Origin of the sequence: Porphyromonas crevioricanis, from assembly GCF_900167225.1 — a bacterium.
In the GTDB taxonomy this organism is placed as follows: domain Bacteria; phylum Bacteroidota; class Bacteroidia; order Bacteroidales; family Porphyromonadaceae; genus Porphyromonas; species Porphyromonas crevioricanis.
Map to the genome: position 1 here is coordinate 83,028 of NZ_FUXH01000002.1, position 15,659 is coordinate 98,686.

The 15,659-nt window shown below is 43.9% G+C and carries 14 protein-coding genes and 1 tRNA gene; 14 read left to right on the forward strand and 1 reads right to left on the reverse strand.

The genetic code is table 11. The annotated features are described in order from the left end of the window. Positions 1-52: 52 nt before the first annotated feature. The 11 genes from B5D48_RS01515 (at position 53) to B5D48_RS09010 (ending at position 10,240) form a co-directional block, all read left to right on the forward strand. Positions 53-1,681, forward strand: coding sequence for an Mfa1 family fimbria major subunit (locus B5D48_RS01515; RefSeq protein ID WP_023937938.1), 1,629 nt, complete (start codon positions 53-55; stop codon positions 1,679-1,681). Between the two features lie 164 nt (positions 1,682-1,845). Next, positions 1,846-2,787 carry a FimB/Mfa2 family fimbrial subunit gene (locus B5D48_RS01520; protein WP_023937939.1) on the forward strand — a complete coding sequence of 314 codons (942 nt, stop codon included), beginning with the start codon at positions 1,846-1,848 and terminating at the stop codon, positions 2,785-2,787. 28 nt (positions 2,788-2,815) lie between these two features. Further along, positions 2,816-4,039, forward strand: coding sequence for a hypothetical protein (locus B5D48_RS01525; RefSeq protein ID WP_023937940.1), 1,224 nt, complete (start codon positions 2,816-2,818; stop codon positions 4,037-4,039). Positions 4,040-4,452: 413 nt separating this feature from the next. Next, positions 4,453-4,908: a 50S ribosomal protein L13 gene (gene rplM, locus B5D48_RS01530; protein ID WP_036888194.1), complete on the forward strand. Its 456-nt coding sequence runs from the start codon at positions 4,453-4,455 to the stop codon at positions 4,906-4,908. Between the two features lie 7 nt (positions 4,909-4,915). Further along, positions 4,916-5,302, forward strand: a complete 387-nt coding sequence (gene rpsI / locus B5D48_RS01535) for a 30S ribosomal protein S9 (protein ID WP_023937944.1) — start codon at positions 4,916-4,918, stop codon at positions 5,300-5,302. Between the two features lie 205 nt (positions 5,303-5,507). Then, positions 5,508-6,392 carry a 30S ribosomal protein S2 gene (gene rpsB, locus B5D48_RS01540; RefSeq protein ID WP_023937945.1) on the forward strand — a complete coding sequence of 295 codons (885 nt, stop codon included), beginning with the start codon at positions 5,508-5,510 and terminating at the stop codon, positions 6,390-6,392. A 184-nt stretch (positions 6,393-6,576) separates the two neighbouring features. Beyond that, positions 6,577-7,401, forward strand: coding sequence for a translation elongation factor Ts (tsf, locus tag B5D48_RS01545; protein WP_023937947.1), 825 nt, complete (start codon positions 6,577-6,579; stop codon positions 7,399-7,401). 751 nt (positions 7,402-8,152) lie between these two features. Further along, positions 8,153-8,332: a hypothetical protein gene (locus B5D48_RS09000; protein ID WP_023937949.1), complete on the forward strand. Its 180-nt coding sequence runs from the start codon at positions 8,153-8,155 to the stop codon at positions 8,330-8,332. 128 nt (positions 8,333-8,460) lie between these two features. Further along, a complete protein-coding gene (locus tag B5D48_RS01550; RefSeq protein WP_036890159.1) occupies positions 8,461-8,958 on the forward strand; it encodes a putative signal transducing protein in 498 nt (165 codons plus the stop codon). Positions 8,959-9,001: 43 nt separating this feature from the next. After that, positions 9,002-9,796 (forward strand): alpha/beta hydrolase family protein, encoded by a 795-nt coding sequence (locus B5D48_RS09005; protein ID WP_023937951.1) that lies wholly within the window; start codon positions 9,002-9,004, stop codon positions 9,794-9,796. A gap of 18 nt (positions 9,797-9,814) precedes the next feature. Then, complete coding sequence (locus B5D48_RS09010) at positions 9,815-10,240, forward strand: alpha/beta hydrolase family protein (RefSeq protein ID WP_023937952.1); 426 nt, start codon at positions 9,815-9,817, stop codon at positions 10,238-10,240. A 414-nt stretch (positions 10,241-10,654) separates the two neighbouring features. Here B5D48_RS09010 and B5D48_RS01560 read toward each other — a convergent pair. Beyond that, positions 10,655-10,741 (reverse strand) — tRNA-Ser (locus B5D48_RS01560). A gap of 750 nt (positions 10,742-11,491) precedes the next feature. On the opposite strand from B5D48_RS01560, the gene B5D48_RS01570 reads away from it, so the two are divergent. The 3 genes from B5D48_RS01570 to B5D48_RS09155 all read left to right on the forward strand — a co-directional run bounded on the left by B5D48_RS01570 (position 11,492) and on the right by B5D48_RS09155 (position 15,589). Next, positions 11,492-13,801, forward strand: a complete 2,310-nt coding sequence (locus tag B5D48_RS01570) for a leucine-rich repeat domain-containing protein (RefSeq protein ID WP_023937955.1) — start codon at positions 11,492-11,494, stop codon at positions 13,799-13,801. 640 nt (positions 13,802-14,441) lie between these two features. After that, on the forward strand, positions 14,442-15,338 hold the full coding sequence (dapA, locus tag B5D48_RS01575; RefSeq protein WP_036887662.1) for a 4-hydroxy-tetrahydrodipicolinate synthase: 897 nt from the start codon (positions 14,442-14,444) through the stop codon (positions 15,336-15,338). 77 nt (positions 15,339-15,415) lie between these two features. Next, on the forward strand, positions 15,416-15,589 hold the full coding sequence (locus B5D48_RS09155) for a hypothetical protein (RefSeq protein WP_023937959.1): 174 nt from the start codon (positions 15,416-15,418) through the stop codon (positions 15,587-15,589). Positions 15,590-15,659: the final 70 nt, after the last annotated feature.

Sequence of the window (15,659 nt, forward strand, 5' to 3'; positions counted from 1 at the left end):
TGTATTAATAGATAGTTTTTTTTCTTAATTAATAATTAAAAACAACGTTAAAATGAAAGTAAAATCGCTTTTACTGGCAGGGCTCGCAACTGTGGGCTTGCTGGCGTCGTGTAACAAGAACGACGAAAATTCGATTGCGAAAGAGAAGAATGATGGCACCACCTATGCCAACATTAGCCTAATGTTCAATGCAGATGCTTTCCGTGCAGGAGAGGGTTTTGATGACAAGACAGAGTATAATCCTGCAGGAGAATGGAAAGGTAACGATGCTTTTGAACGCGTGGATGTTTATATCGTTGGAGATGCTGTGAGCAGTGGAGAATATACTCTGGCTGACTTCAATCAGGAAACTGCTGGAGATGAAGTGAAGCTAACTCCTAAAAGAGCTATCAAGACAACTCCAGGGCAGAAACAAGTGTACGTTCTTGTGAATGCCCCTGCTTTGGTTCGTGAGAAACTTGCGACTGTTGATAAGACTGAGTTTATCGCAGCCTGGAAGGATGTTATGACTCTCGACAAGTGGTCTGCAGCTCCTGCTCCAAATGCTGTTACGATGGCTACTTTTGCTAAGTTGGCCGATGATGCAAAGGATCTTATCATGATGAGCAATTCGAAGGATATTTCTTTGGATGTAGAGGACGGAGTCACAGAGCAAAAGGCTCTCGAAGAGAGTTCTAATAATCATGTTGTTGTTCCTGTTAAGCGAGTTGCTGCTCGTGTGGTGACAACATCAAGTGAAGAGCAATTCGAGATTAGACAGAAGGGTACAAATATCAAGTTGGGTACCATTAAGAACATCACTTATGCTGCAGCGCAGGGTGAAAGAAAGTCTTATATCCAGCAGATGATCGAGAGTGACGTGATTAAAACTCCAGCTTTTGAAATAGGGGCAAATTGGGACAAGACTTGGTCTTGGACGGAGTTTGTGAACAATGGTGTTTACACGGACATGGAGGAAAACTATGACTATACGGATCTGCACAAAGGGATGAGAAATGGTCAACCAACTCCGGAAGCTCGTAAGGTAACAAAGAAGGATGGAAACCTTGATCCTGGAAAAATAGGAGCTATTGCTGATCCTATATTCATCTTTGAAGCCAGCCATAAGAAAAAAGGCCAAGGAGAGACAACTCCAGCAGCTTACACTGGAGGGTTCCGTAGAGGTAATACCCCGTATGTGTTGGTGCGTGCTCTTTTTGTTCCTGAACAGGAGTATTTTGCGGAAGGAAATACCAAAACTAATGAAGAAGAAGACTTCTACCTTGGTACAACAACAAACAAACTGTATTCATCTAAGGAGAATGTTACAGATCCCACAAAGGGCGGTTTGAAAGGTCAGAAGTACCACAAGTATGAAAAGGGTAAGGTTCTCTATTATGCTTTTGTGAACCCTGATGTTGTAGGTAAGACTTTGGATGCCCCTGCTTTCCGTAACAATGTTTACCACATCAACATCACTGGTTTCAAGGAAATTGGTCTGAACTGGAATCCTCTTTATCCGGAAGATCCTAATACAGACGACCCCAAGAATCCTGACCCCAAACCCAAAGATCCGAATGAAGACCCAAATACACCGATTGATCCGAACGATCCTAACAGCCCATCAGACACTTATATGAGTGTGACTGTACAGGTGCTTAAGTGGAACGTACACAGCTACGATATCGATTTGGGTCTCTAATAATTTGAGATTCATGTGACGACCCTATCTCGCAGCAAGGAGACTCCTCTAAGTGAGTCTACCGGCTGCGAGCCGAGGGGCCGGCTTGGAGATGAACTAAAGCAATATCTTTCCGGCCCGAATCTTTTCAGAAAAAGTATATATGGACTTATAAGATCTTTTGTATGAAAATCTTTTCTCTCCGCTACCTTATTATCCTCTTGGCCAGCTTCTTGTTTTTGATGCCGGGATGTGATCTGATCAATGAAGACATGGACGATTGCTCTGTCTTCCTGGTGGTGACGCCTTACTTGCAAACTCCCTGTATGGAGAAGGCGAGCTATCCCACGGATGTGGATCTGCTCCATATCACACTGAGCGATGCCGAGGGCAAGGTCGTGGCGCATCAAGTATTCGCCAATGCCGTATTGTCAGCCGAATCGCAATTTATTCTTGAAGTACCGGCTGATAATTATAAGGGAGGTACTTATCTCTGTACTGTATGGGGTGGAGCTGTAGACAAAGACTATCTATTGAGTAGAGCTCTTGAAAGAGGAGTAAGCGTGAAGGATATCAAGCTTGCCTTGAAAACGGAAAATGCCGAGGTAAGAAGCTATATCTTCCACACTCTTTATCAAGCAGTAAAAGAGGTGAAGCTTCGCAGTAAGGACGAGTTGGATGGCATTGATAAGGTATATGTCGCTCCTAATCTGAGACCTTACACCTATGATTTTAATGTCACAGTCCGTGGCCTTTCGGCGGAATTGCCTGCTGAGGTTGCCATAACGGACAATAATGTTGCTTATGCCTACACCGGAGAGTTGTTTACTCCAACCGAGGCTGTAAGCTATGTGGCAGCTTTGCCTAATACCGAAAATACACGCTCTGTACATCTGCGTACGCTGGACATAACTCCCAAGACGACAGATCCGAGACTCAAATTGATCAACAAGCGCAGTGGGACTACTTTGTTGGATTTTAGCTTGAAAGCTCTTTTGGCTAAACTGCCGGATTACAAACCCTTGTGTAAGTTCGAATATGATATTGATATTGAGTTTCACACTTCCATCTCTGTGGTGATATCTATAGATGGAATGCCAGTGCACTCATATGATATAGAATTGTAATGTTTCTTCGAAATAAGAATATACTCTCATGCGTAAAATATATCAACTCTTAGCCTTCGTCTTTTTTGCTACTTTCCTCTTCTTGGGAGTGACGGCCTGCTCTTCCGAGGAGAGGAAGGATCTAAGAAGGAATGGAGAAGACTTCTTTGTTTCCATGGATGTGACATCTCTTCGTGCTCATGGGGAGGATATGGAAGATCCTGGGACAACAGATCCCAACACAGATACAGAGCTTGATGAAGACAAGGTTCAATCTCTCCGATGGATACTCTTCCCTGCTGGGTCTGATGAGAATACTCCAGCTAAGTTCAATCACCTGTTTACAGCTGCTGATCTTCAGGCGAAGCGTTTTGTTCTCAAATTTAAGTCTGAAGATCTAGGGATCTATGATATGATTTTTATCGCAAACGAACCAAGTGGGAAAGGCGTGGATAGCCCCGCTGTTACCCGCAAACAATTGCGAGAGATCAAGATGGACATGGAGAATATCTCAGCAAGCGAGGTAGGGAGTGGCAAGAGTGCTCTTTTCTTGATGACTGCCAACTATGAGAATGTTTCTTTGAATACCTCTCTGCCTGGCAGCGGTACACAAACGAATCCTCACAGGGTGGATTTTACCCTCCAAAATAAAGCTCAGCGTCCCAACATTAAGGGAGCTGATCGTTCGGCTGTGGAGCTGATGCGGGCTTTGGCTAAGATGGAGATCACACTCAAAGATATCGTGACTATTGAAGAGGATGATACTAGAGCAAAAACTTATTCATGGTCCTTGCCATATGGCTTCGAGCCCAACTCTTCTTTGGAGATTAGGTTTAAGAATATGCCGAACGCTTATTATCTGCTTCCACAGAAGAAGATGACGGATATCCCTGCACAGAACTATTTGTACCAATTCAAATTTACGGGCACCAACCCAGATCCTAAGTATGTTATTGCCCCCCCTGCTCTGGAGGAGCCATCCATTGGAGGAGTGGTTGTTGGAGACTATAAGATATATGTTTATCTCCCTGAGTACTTGTTAGGCAAAAATGTAGAGGTGGAAAAACAGCCGGGTTTGGAGTTTATCTACAAAGCAGAAGGAGAGGCTGATATGAGGTCCGAATTCCGCCCAATCGATAACAGTGGTGGAACTCATTACGATAAAGTCCTTGAAGGATTGGATCTCGGGGCTTATTGTATCTATCGCAATCGTTTGTACAAGGTAAATGTGAAAATAAAGGGAAAGATAGATATTTGGCCTCCATATGTATAATGCCAGATCTATTTGACCTACACCCAAGTAGAGAAGACTCTTACTCCAATTGGGGTGGGAGTCTTCTTTTTGTTCCATTTGTGATCACTTAGTCGTTTTCGAGATGCCTGTCTAGTGTGATGTTTTCTGTATATCTCTGCCTGGAGTAGAATGTGCATTATTTTAGAGGGTTGTTTGAGTACAACTTCTTTTATACCTTTGCTCCCCTGATTGCCGTCGTGCGCCTGTTGTGCATTGTTTTTTCGTGGTCGTGTGTCAAGCAGGCTGTTCTCTTGATGGGAAAGAGCGTAAGCTGAGGCTATGTGTCCGAGGTCTTGGCTATGAAAAGCAGAGTATTCACCCGAATCGACCTGATAGTAGAGCGGGGTGTATGTCGAGCCAGTCAGTAAGTTTAACCAAATAACAGAACAACAGTGGATACACTAAGTTACAAGACCGTCTCCGCAAACAAGGCAACTGTGACCAAGGAATGGGTGGTAGTGGATGCGGCCGGTCAGAATCTTGGGCGTGTTTGCTCCAAAGTGGCTAAGCTGCTTAGAGGGAAGTACAAGCCTAACTTTACACCGCATGTAGATTGTGGTGATAATGTGATTATTATCAATGCCGATCAAGTAGAACTTACCGGCAAGAAGTGGACAGATAGAGTCTATCTGCGTTTTACGGGTTATCCCGGAGGTCAGAGAGAGTTTACTCCTGAAGATCTTCTGAAGAAGGGAGCCGATCGTCTTTTTCAGAAAGTCGTAAAAGGTATGCTCCCGAAGAATCGCTTGGGCCGTTCGCTCATGCGTAACCTCCACGTATACGGAGGCAGTGAACACAAACATGAGGCGCAAAAACCTCGTGTGATAGATCTAAACTCTTTGAAGTAAAGCAGATATGGACCAAATTAATGCAATTGGCAGACGTAAGGCAGCTATAGCTCGCGTCTACATGAAAGAGGGTAGTGGTAAGATTACTATCAACAAGCGTGATATTGCAGTCTATTTCCCTTCTTCTATCTTGCGCTTTATTGTAAAACAGCCGCTTGAGAAATTGGAAGTAGTAGACAAATATGATATCAATATCAACTTGAGAGGAGGCGGCTTTAAAGGACAGAGCGAGGCTGCTCGTCTGGGGATAGCTCGCGCCCTGATCAAGGTAAATCCGGAAGATAAGGCTGTGCTTCGTGCGGCTGGTTTTGTAACTCGTGATCCTCGTGTCGTAGAGCGTAAGAAACCCGGTCAACCCAAGGCACGCAAGAGATTCCAATTCAGTAAGCGTTGACGTATCTATGTCTTCCGCCTTTTACGAATCATTGCTCTTGTGCAAACTTTGTATAGGAGGGCGGTTGGCTGCTATACGTTGTCGTGTTTAGTATCTAAATCATGCGGATTCTTGCTTGTTATTTAAGCTAGCCGAAAGGCTCCAAGTAAGGCTACTGTATGGTTGTATCAGTAATCATCATTACAAGAACGTAAACAAAACAACAATGACAAACGTAACATTTGATCAGTTACTTGAAGCCGGTGCTCACTTCGGACACCTGAAAAGAAAGTGGAACCCGGCTATGGCTCCGTATATCTTTATGGAGCGCAATGATATCCACATCATTGACCTGCACAAAACAGTTGCCAAAATAAATGAGGCTGCAGAGGTGATTCGCAATATGGCTCGTAGTGGCAAGAAGATTCTCTTTGTAGCAACCAAAAAACAAGCTCAGGAAGCTGTGGCTCAGTTTGCCTCTTCTGTGGGCATGCCTTATGTCGTAGAGCGTTGGCCGGGAGGTATGCTCACCAACTTCCCCACTATTCGCAAGGCAGTGAAGAAGATGACTCAGATCGACAAGATGACCAGTGATGGCACATTCGACAACCTTTCTAAGCGCGAGAAATTGCAGATCTCTCGTCAGCGTGAGAAGTTGGAGAAGACTCTCGGCTCTATCGCAGATATGAATCGTTTGCCTTCAGCTCTTTTCGTTATCGACGTGATGAAAGAGCACATTGCCGTACATGAAGCTACTCGCTTGGGGATACCGGTATTTGGTCTTGTCGATACCAATAGCAATCCCAAAGACATTGACTATGTGATCCCTTGCAATGACGATTCGTCTAAGGCTATCGAGTTGGTGATGTCTGCTATGTGTGAGGCGATTAGCGAAGGTTTGATGGAGCGTAAGGCTGAGAAAGGAGACGAAAACGAAGAATCGGAAGAGGGCAGCCGTCGCGGTGCTCGTTCGGCTCGTCGTGAGAGAATTCGTCGTCGTGAAGGCGAAGAGTCAGCAACTGAGAGCGTAGAAGATACTACAGCAGAGGTTGCAGCCCCAGAAGAGACCGAAGCTTCTCAAGCAGAGGTAACAGAGGCGGCTCAAGCCTAACTTTTGGCTCCTTTTACCCCAAGAGTTATCCCTCTTAATACAGGAATACCACGTGCCGGTGGATCGCTCCGGCGATTGCGCTGCACGTGGTATCTTTTTTTCTGTGGTAGACAGGGCAGCTCCAGATGGATGTTTGCCTTATCCGAATATTTTCGAAATAAAATAATACACACAACTTAAGATTATGGCTGTTACTATTCAAGATATTGCCAAGCTGCGTAAGATGAGTGGCGCTGGTATGATGGACTGCAAGAAAGCATTGGAAGAAACCAACTGCGACTTCGAGAAAGCAATGGAGATTATTCGCAAAAAAGGTCAGGCTGTTGCCGCTAAGCGTTCTGATCGTGTTGCTGCTGAGGGTTGCGTGCTGGCTGCTCATAAAGATGGCTTCGCTGCAGTTGTATCCCTACAGTGCGAGACAGACTTTGTGGCAAAAAACCAGGAAACAATTGACCTGACTCAAGCTATTTTGAACATAGCGATGGAGAAAAAGCCGGCTAGCAAAGAAGAGCTTTTGCAACTCCCCTTGGCTGATGGTCGTTCAATAGCCGATCATGTGGTGGAGAGAACAGGTGTGACAGGCGAGAAGACAGAGGTCGGAGCCTACGAATGCCTCTCAGCCGAGGCTGTTACCAGCTACATCCACATGGGTAATAAGTTGGCTACAATTGTTTCTTTCAACGAAGCTATAGACAGCCAGATGGCTCGCGATATAGCTATGCAGGTTGCTGCTATGAACCCCGTGGCTGTGTTGCCGGAGGAAGTTTCTGAACATACGATTGAACAGGAGCGCACCATTGCTAAAGAAAAGGCAGAAGAAGCCGGTAAGCCTGCTAATATCATTGATCGTATTGTTGATGGTGCTTTGCAGAAGTTCTTCAAGGAAAATACTCTTCTGCAGCAGGAGTTCGTAAAGGACAATAAGATGACTATCGAGCAGTATTTGCACACTGCCAGCAAGACTCTTACAGTGAAGGCCTTTAGACGTGTGAGTCTGAACGAAGAATAATTCTTCGCATGTGTTGGCTGGCTCTTCTATTGAGGAAGAGAGTGTTCTGGCCATAATTCATAATTAAAATAGAGGGTGTGTCGAAATGATTTTCGGCACACCCTTCTTTTTTGAGAGAGCATTAAAGAGGCTACTGAAAAGCCTGTTGCACAATGTGCGGTACTTGCTGCGTTATTTTCGACATTCAAGCCTGATCATATATGGCAAGTTATTGCTGTCCGATAAAACTTTTGGATTCACTCGTAGCCCCATTCAAGCTCAGGTAATATACGGATGTAAGCTCTCTTCCTCCCAAATAAATTCCTAAACACCTGTCATTCAGTAAAAATCATCGGCTGTCCGCTAAAATCTGCGTGAAAAGGACGTTATACAGCCCTGTGTTTGCGCCAGAGGTTTTTGAATAGTAGACTGGAGAAGGAAATGTGTGCGATTATGCGGTTTTCATCCTTCCTCAAGGTCGGCTGTCCGACAAAATCAGTGCTGTATAAAGGAGGAGGGGGCTTACTCAAACAAAATCAGACGGAATACAACCTATTCACTAGGATTGAAAGCCCTATTTTGCCCTCTTCTAAAGTTTAGCGGACAGCAATAATGGTAAGTACATTCTCCATGCCCTCCGTCTCAATGCCTTTTTTAGATTGTTGCATTCTGCGAAGTCAACAAAATGAGACTGTCGCGCGTCTTTTAGCCTTGTTCCCATTGTTCCCTGATTGCATCTTTGTACCTTCAGCCAAGACTAAATATTGACTATATGAGCACTAAGCCTACCGATGTCCACCTCAGTTTTCTTGAAGTTTACACTCAAGTCTGTCGTGACCGAATGAAACACTCCTTCCTTCGCCAAATCAATGCCTGTGTGGATTGGAGAAGTATTCGTACACTCTTGAATAAAAAGTACACCAAGACTCAAAATGCTAAGACCGTTGCATAACTCGCTGTGCAACGGTCTTATGCCATAAAAATAGCTGATAAAACACTTGGATAATAGACGATTTTCCCATATTGCGTTCAATTTAATAGTGCACCTTATTGTATTATCTGGAACTAACAAAAGTTGCTATGAGTGAAATGTTATTATGTAAATGCCAAAGTAGTATTAAAGCACACAAAGTCGTTAGTATTCTCAAAAATAATAATATTGTCTTCCGCCAGCACGATGAAACAAATAATCCACGCACAGGAGCATATGGCCCAACTCCCGGCATCGCAATTTATGTGTTTGAAAAGGACTATGAAAAGGCTCTGACACTAATAGAGCCGATTGTCAACTCCTCGGCAGAAAGCACAAAAACATTCTGCCCGAAATGTGGCAGTGAAGACACCGTCCGTATCGAAAAAAACAAATTCATCACACCACTGCTCATACTCTCAATAGTCTTTTTCATAGCTCCTGTTGTCTATTTCTACTTCACAAAAGACTTGGAAAACAAATCAATAATACTGAATATCCTTGCCATTGTTGTATTCATATCCAGCATAGTGATTCTCTTTCTTTGTGACTATAAAAATGTCAACTACAAATGCAACGACTGTGGCAAAAGATTCAATCGCATATAAAGTGACCTCATCCCCAGAAGTATAACTTCAAATCTGCTATCACATGAAAAGTAAAAGCCTCTTGGTACTGCTTGCGCTGCTTGTTGCCCTCCCCGTATCAGCTCAGAATTTCATTGGATCCTGGAGTGGCCAAATCAGCTTCAGAGGTACCAGCCTTCGCATAGTATTCAACATATCCAAGAATACTGAAGGTAAAACCGTCTGCACGGTGGACAGCCCCAATCAAAGCGTCAAAGGTATCCCGGCTTCAATTGAATTTGCATCATCTGATTCTATAAGCATACGGATCCCGAACATCGGAATAGAATATAATGGCAAAATCCAGGGTGATATGATCTACGGAACATACTCGCAGGCTGGTGTAAAGTTGGAACTTAATCTAAAAAACGAAGAACTCGTTTATCTGCGTCCGCAGAATCCGCAACCGCCATATCCATATACGACAGAAGAAATCGAGTTTGTCAATGAAGACGAAAACGCGACACTTTCAGGAACCATCACATATCCCGTGAATTATCAAAAGGGCAAAAAAATCCCTGTGATAGTGATGGTCACAGGCAGCGGGCCACAAAACCGTGACAACGAAATCTACGAACACAAACCTTTTCTTGTTATAGCGGATTATCTTGCAGGAAACGGATATGCGACCCTCAGGTATGATGATCGTTGTGTAGGAAAATCAACAGGCAAATACCAAGCTGAAACCACAAAGGAGGTTGCAAAAGACGCTGCGCTTGCCGTGAAATATCTGCGTGAAACAAAACAATTTTCAAAAATAGGCTTACTCGGACACAGCGAAGGTGGAAGCGTAGTCTTTATGCTTGCTGCAGAAAAATAGATAGACTTCGCTATCTGTATGGCAGGAGTAGGCATTCAGGGAGATGAATGTCTGTATCAGCAAGGTGTAGCCATAGCAAAACAGTTTGGACAGGAATACCAGTTCACAAAGAAGCAGTTAAGGGATTACCTAAAAGGCACAATGTCCCCATGGTATGAGTTCTTCCTTGATTACAATCCAGCTTCCGACATAAGCAAAACCACCTGTCCTATCTTCGTAATGAACGGAGAAAAGGATTTGCAAGTCATAGCCTCATCAAATGTAGAAGTCATTAGAAGCAATCTGCCGAAAAACAAGAAATCCAAAGTGAAAATCTATCCTGGACTGAACCACTTGTTCCAAGAGTGCACAACGGGTGTACCGACAGAATACATTAATATCAAGCAGACAATCAGCCCGATTGTCCTTGAAGATATTGTAGATTGGTTAAAACAAATATTCTAGTCAAATAGTATAATGTTGAAACGAAACGATTGGCTATAATTATGCTAGAATATTGAGTCGTTTTTGAAAATGATATGTTAATCAATTTGGTTGCATGTAGCCCAAAATTGTAGCCAGATAAAATAGGACTGTTTTGACGACTATTTTCTCTGTAGCCGTGCTACAGCACTATATAATCTTCTGAACAACAGCAAAATGTGTGTGCTCTATACGTACTCTTGGGTACAATTTTCGTTACATCAGTTTTTCTGTAGCCATATTGCAGCCAAAGTAGAGCATTTTGGGAGTTTCGACCTACTCTGGAGGTGCTCTGAGAAAGGACCTGATACAAAAAAAGTGCCTTAACTCATTGAGAATTAAGACACTTACTGTTTTGTGGCACTTATTGGCTTATCATTTCCAGAGTACGTTCAGCGGAAGCGGGGGGATTCGAACCCCCGGTACGGTTACCCGTACGACAGTTTAGCAAACTGTTGGTTTCAGCCACTCACCCACACTTCCTCGCAATTGAGAACGAGAGCTCGTTCGTCTTGTGCGGCACAAAGGTATAAATATTCTGCGGAAAACCAATATGGCACCATTGGATAATACGATACTTGCATGGCATCGCTTGGGACATTTTCAAAAAGACCGATAATAAGGGAGGCATTGTAAGTATACAGCAACTTGCACTGTCGTTGGTTGAGAACTCCCCCAATAGTCTCAATAGAGACAGCTGTAATACTGCTCTTGTGGTGTTATTGTCAGCATTCGGGTTTGGTTATACATCTAAAGTGTATCCTCTCCACTTTTTCTCAATCATTTTATACTTTCATGATTACTGCATTCTGTAAAATCCAAGAAAATAGTTGCTGAAGCAGTCCTTTGTAACCCATGCGATGGTTTCCATATACATACTCTGTAAGTACTCTTGGCTATAATAGTTGCATCGAGAAGAGGCCAAGGAGATTGATGTTCGTGTGCAATTTTTGATATAAAAAGTTTATGGATTTTATTGTTAGAGGGCTTTGTAGGTTTGATAAACCCCTCACTGTTGGTATGGAGAGAAGACAAACTACCCATATTACATTGTTATTTCACTCTGTTTTTCATTATAAATGGGTATTTGTTGACGTAAAAGTGGCTCATACCTTCGCAGAGGTGTTAAAAGACTACTTGTAGAAGAATTTGATATCTCAGTCTGTAGTTTATATGCCGCTTACATTGGTACCTGTCTGTAGCCACAACATTCAAAAATAAAATGAAATAAAGATGCGTGCATTATTACTGATTGCAGGGCTTGGGGCTTGCCTTTCGTCCTCAATTCTCAAGGCAAACGCTTTGACGGACATGGAAATGGAAGAACCCAAGGCTCAGAAAGTGAAGATTACTTCTGGTCTTTCAGAAGGGGAAGATCTGGTAATTTCTGCCATGGCAGAAGAAGACTCCACTCCATGGATAGATCTCAATGGCAACGGGAAAATGGATGAAGGAGAAGAAATAATCAACGATCCTTGGACGACAACCTCTCTCAAGTGGGGGGATAAATCCGAGGTTGTTATTTATGGTAAGAATTTGCAGGCACTCAATCTTTGCAATGCAAAGCTAAAAACAGTAGACCTACGAGAAGGAGGATCCTTGGAGACTCTTGAACTGGCGGGAAACGAGTTGGAAGAGCTTGATGTCACCGCATTGAAGGATCTCAAGTCTCTCAATGTTTCTCAAAACAGGATAGGGGCTGAAGCCATGCACAAGATGATAGTTTCTCTTTGCAATGGATATCTCTGTCAGCTGATGGTAATTAATACTTCTTCCGAGGTTGAAGAGTATAACGTTTGCTTGAAATCCGATGTTGAGGCCGCAAAAATGAAAGGCTGGTCAGTGATGGATGCAAAAGATGGCATGGACTATCCTGGCAGTGAACAGAATGTGCCAGCGCAGGGAGGACGCAAAATCTTATTGACCACGGGGCTAAAGAAAGGAGAAGACTTCAAAATCCATCTTGTGGCTGCCGAAGGTACTACCCCATGGATAGATCTCAATGCTAACGAGACACAGGACGAAGGAGAGGGGTTGCCCGCTCAGGAGCCGGGGCAATTTGTTACGGTCAAATGGGGAGAGAAAGCTGAAGCTGTGATTCATGCAGAAGGGCCGAAGGTTTTGATGATAAAAGCAGCCAAACTGCAATCCATTGGGCTGAAAGATGCTATCACGCTGGAAATGATAGACTTGTCGAATAACGAGTTGGAAGCTCTTGACTGCTCCGAATTATCTGGACTCTCTTCTATCAATGTTTCGCAAAATAAGATTACTGCAGAAGAGATGAGCAAGCTCATCAAAAGCCTGAATAGCAGCGAAATATCTGCCAAGAACATCACTGTAATCAACACCGCTCCGGAGCAAGCAGACTGCGAACACAATGTGTGCCTCAAGGCTGATGTAGAGGCTGCTGTGGCTAAGAAATGGCAGGTGCTCGATGCTGCTACTGGTATGGATTATCCCGGAAAGGAGATTACCCCGGAGCCTGAGGTCCCGGATGAAGTGCAGACAATCACCTTATCTTCCGAACTGATGCATGGAGCTCCTTTTAAGCTAATCCTCAAGTCCGATGCTACGGAGTATTCTCCATGGATTGATCTCAATGGTAATGGAAAAGATGACATGGGCGAGTACTTGTTTGCCGATGGAATGACACCTGTCAGTCTGACTTGGGGTGAGAAATCTCAGGCTGTGATATATGCTAAAGATATTTCTGGGCTTGTGCTCAAAAATGCTCGTGTTAAGACCATTGACTTGAGCAAAGCTCCTCTTTTGGAGGAGTTGGATTTGTCGAGCAACAGGATAACATCAATTGATTTGTCTTCTCAAACGCTTATCAGATCTCTTGATCTCAGCGATAATAAGCTCACCTCTCTCTCAATTGACCCTCTTGAGAAGCTTGTAAGGATTGATTGTTGCAACAATCCGATTGGTAGCCTCGATGTCAGCAAGGCAAGAGATTTGGAGGATTTATTTGCTAACGCTTGTATGTTGAAGGAATTGAATCTCAGCACTCACAGCAAGTTGAAGAGTGTTGTTTTGAAGAAAAACAGACTTGAAAAACTTGATCTATCTGCAGCTGTAGAACTCGTGTCTTTGGATGTCGCTGAGAATGAACTGAAAGAGCAGGATATGCACAATTTGATCTCTTCTCTTAGTGCAGAAGGGACTGGGAAGTATTTGGTAGTGATCAATACCTCGGAGAAGGCCCAAGAGACCGAGCGTAATGTTTGTCTGAAAGCCGATGTGGAGTTGGCTATGCAAAAGGGTTGGATTGTGCTTGATGATAAGGATAGTAAAGCGTTTCCCGGATCCGATGTTATAGGTGTTGTCTATCCGCTCCAGTCCGAATTTGCTATTCATGCTTTGGCCGATGGATGGAAGGTCTTTTTTGGAGATGAGATAAAGCACTCTGTCGCTTTGTACGACTTTGCCGGTCGATGTCTCTATTCGGTCACTGGCCACTATGAGATTTTCTTGCCTCAAGTTGGAGACCTATTGTTGGTTCGCATCGACAACAAGGTGATAAAACTTATTCGCTGAAAGGGTGATGCTTGAAAAGAGATGTCCCCTCCACGACCTATACCGATAGGAGTTGTGGAGGGGACGTTTTGTTATGAAGCTAACGCAGCAGCTTTTTCTTCTGATTGACCATTAAAGTTGGTTTGTTTTGTAAATTTCACTTGTGATAAAGATCCGAGAAATAGAGGGAAAATAGGCTATTTGTAGACAAGTGAATGTAGCTCTTTTGTTCCTCTTGTGTCCGTCTTCTAAAATGTCTATGAATAGGGCGTTCTGACAGGGTGAAAATTCTCTCCTGAGAGAAAAATATTTTCTTCCGCACGAAAAAATATTTTCTTCCGCAAGAAAATTTATCGGAGTGCGCACGAAAAAATATTTTCTTGCGCACGAATTTTTGCTCTCTCCTATGCTAATAAAAAATGCCTCCCATCAACATCGAAAAGGAGAGCGAAAATACGATCAAAAAGCTCTCAAATAGGGCAGAAAAGATACGGCAAAAAGGAAATATAATAATACAGAAGCAAACAAATAAATAGAATCCTGAGGGGCCTCTAAAGATGAGAATGTACTATACCACAAAAGACGGCTTGTGTTTGTCGAAATAATACTCTTGGCTTATTTTTGTGCAGGTAAGTTACCGAAGAAGAATATCCTTGACCATATGAGCAGACTTGATCTTTCCGGTTTGGGGGTTGCCCTTGTAACTCCATTGAACGAAGATGGCAGTGTGGACTATGCCGCCTTGTCTGCCCTTGTTGAGTATCAGATAGAGGGGGAGGTAGACTTCCTTGTGGCTCTCGGAACTACCGGAGAATCTGCAACTTTGAGTGCCAATGAGCACCGCCGAGTGATAGAGACAGTTGCCGAAAGAGTCAATGGTCGTCTGCCTCTGATTGTCGGTGTGGGAGATAACTGCACTGCTCGGCTTGTGGAGCGTTTGCGTGCCCTCGATACCCATGGGGTAGATGGGATATTGTCTGTCGTTCCTTACTACAACAAGCCTACCAAGAGGGGGATTATCGCTCACTTCGAAGCAGCTTCCGAGGCAAGTCCTTTGCCTATTATTCTCTACAATATCCCTGGACGTACAGGAATCAATATGACTCCGGAAATAACGCTGGAGTTGGCCGATAGATGTCACAATATCGTGGCAGTCAAGGAGGCTTCGGAGGATGTCAATCAAGTACGTGAGTTGGTCAATGGCAGTCCTGAGGGCTTTGTCGTGCTTTCTGGGGACGACCATTTGTCCATCCCTTTCATTCAAGCGGGAGCCAAGGGAGTCATCTCTGTGGTGGGGAATGCTTATCCTCGGCGTTTTGGAGAGCTTATTCGTTTAGCTCTCTCCGGAGACTACGGAAGGGCTACCGAGCTTAGTCGTTCGTTCGATGAACTGTACTTGCAGCTCTTTGCCAATGGTAATCCTGCCGGTATCAAATGTCTACTTCGCAGGATGGGGTTGATCGCATCCGATGTGCTTCGATTGCCCTTGGTTGCCCTCTCCGAACCGGAGGCCGCAAGACTTGTAGACGAATATGCTCGATTGGGGGCGGATCGTTAGATGGGGCGTTTCTTAATCCCGTGAATTATTGCGTACTTTGCCGTAACAAAGTAAATCATCTATTATAGATAGGAATTATGAATGGTATAGTGAAAATACTGGGTATCATTGTGATGCTCGTTGGCGTATTGTTTTTGGCCGTGCCGTATTTCATGAATACGACTTCCAACGTTACGTTGTTTGCCGGTTTAATCCTTGTTGTACTGGGTTTTATCGCTCACATCATTATCAATAGAATCGCCGGCGAATAAGTCTGTGCCGGGATTAGGCTGTCTCTCTTTTCCCTCTTGACGGTTTGTTTTTCCGTAGGAGGTGGATTGG

What these genes read in the sequence shown, in the direction of transcription:
- B5D48_RS01520 (WP_023937939.1), top strand. Translation starts at nt 1,846, where the DNA reads ATGAAAATCTTTTCTCTCCGCTACCTTATTATCCTCTTGGCCAGCTTC.
- B5D48_RS09005 (WP_023937951.1), top strand. Translation starts at nt 9,002, where the DNA reads ATGAAAAGTAAAAGCCTCTTGGTACTGCTTGCGCTGCTTGTTGCCCTC.
- tsf (WP_023937947.1), top strand. Translation starts at nt 6,577, where the DNA reads ATGGCTGTTACTATTCAAGATATTGCCAAGCTGCGTAAGATGAGTGGC.
- rpsB (WP_023937945.1), top strand. Translation starts at nt 5,508, where the DNA reads ATGACAAACGTAACATTTGATCAGTTACTTGAAGCCGGTGCTCACTTC.
- B5D48_RS09155 (WP_023937959.1), top strand. Translation starts at nt 15,416, where the DNA reads ATGAATGGTATAGTGAAAATACTGGGTATCATTGTGATGCTCGTTGGC.
- B5D48_RS01515 (WP_023937938.1), top strand. Translation starts at nt 53, where the DNA reads ATGAAAGTAAAATCGCTTTTACTGGCAGGGCTCGCAACTGTGGGCTTG.
- B5D48_RS01570 (WP_023937955.1), top strand. Translation starts at nt 11,492, where the DNA reads ATGCGTGCATTATTACTGATTGCAGGGCTTGGGGCTTGCCTTTCGTCC.
- rpsI (WP_023937944.1), top strand. Translation starts at nt 4,916, where the DNA reads ATGGACCAAATTAATGCAATTGGCAGACGTAAGGCAGCTATAGCTCGC.
- B5D48_RS09010 (WP_023937952.1), top strand. Translation starts at nt 9,815, where the DNA reads ATGGCAGGAGTAGGCATTCAGGGAGATGAATGTCTGTATCAGCAAGGT.
- B5D48_RS09000 (WP_023937949.1), top strand. Translation starts at nt 8,153, where the DNA reads ATGAGCACTAAGCCTACCGATGTCCACCTCAGTTTTCTTGAAGTTTAC.
- B5D48_RS01525 (WP_023937940.1), top strand. Translation starts at nt 2,816, where the DNA reads ATGCGTAAAATATATCAACTCTTAGCCTTCGTCTTTTTTGCTACTTTC.
- dapA (WP_036887662.1), top strand. Translation starts at nt 14,442, where the DNA reads ATGAGCAGACTTGATCTTTCCGGTTTGGGGGTTGCCCTTGTAACTCCA.
- B5D48_RS01550 (WP_036890159.1), top strand. Translation starts at nt 8,461, where the DNA reads ATGAGTGAAATGTTATTATGTAAATGCCAAAGTAGTATTAAAGCACAC.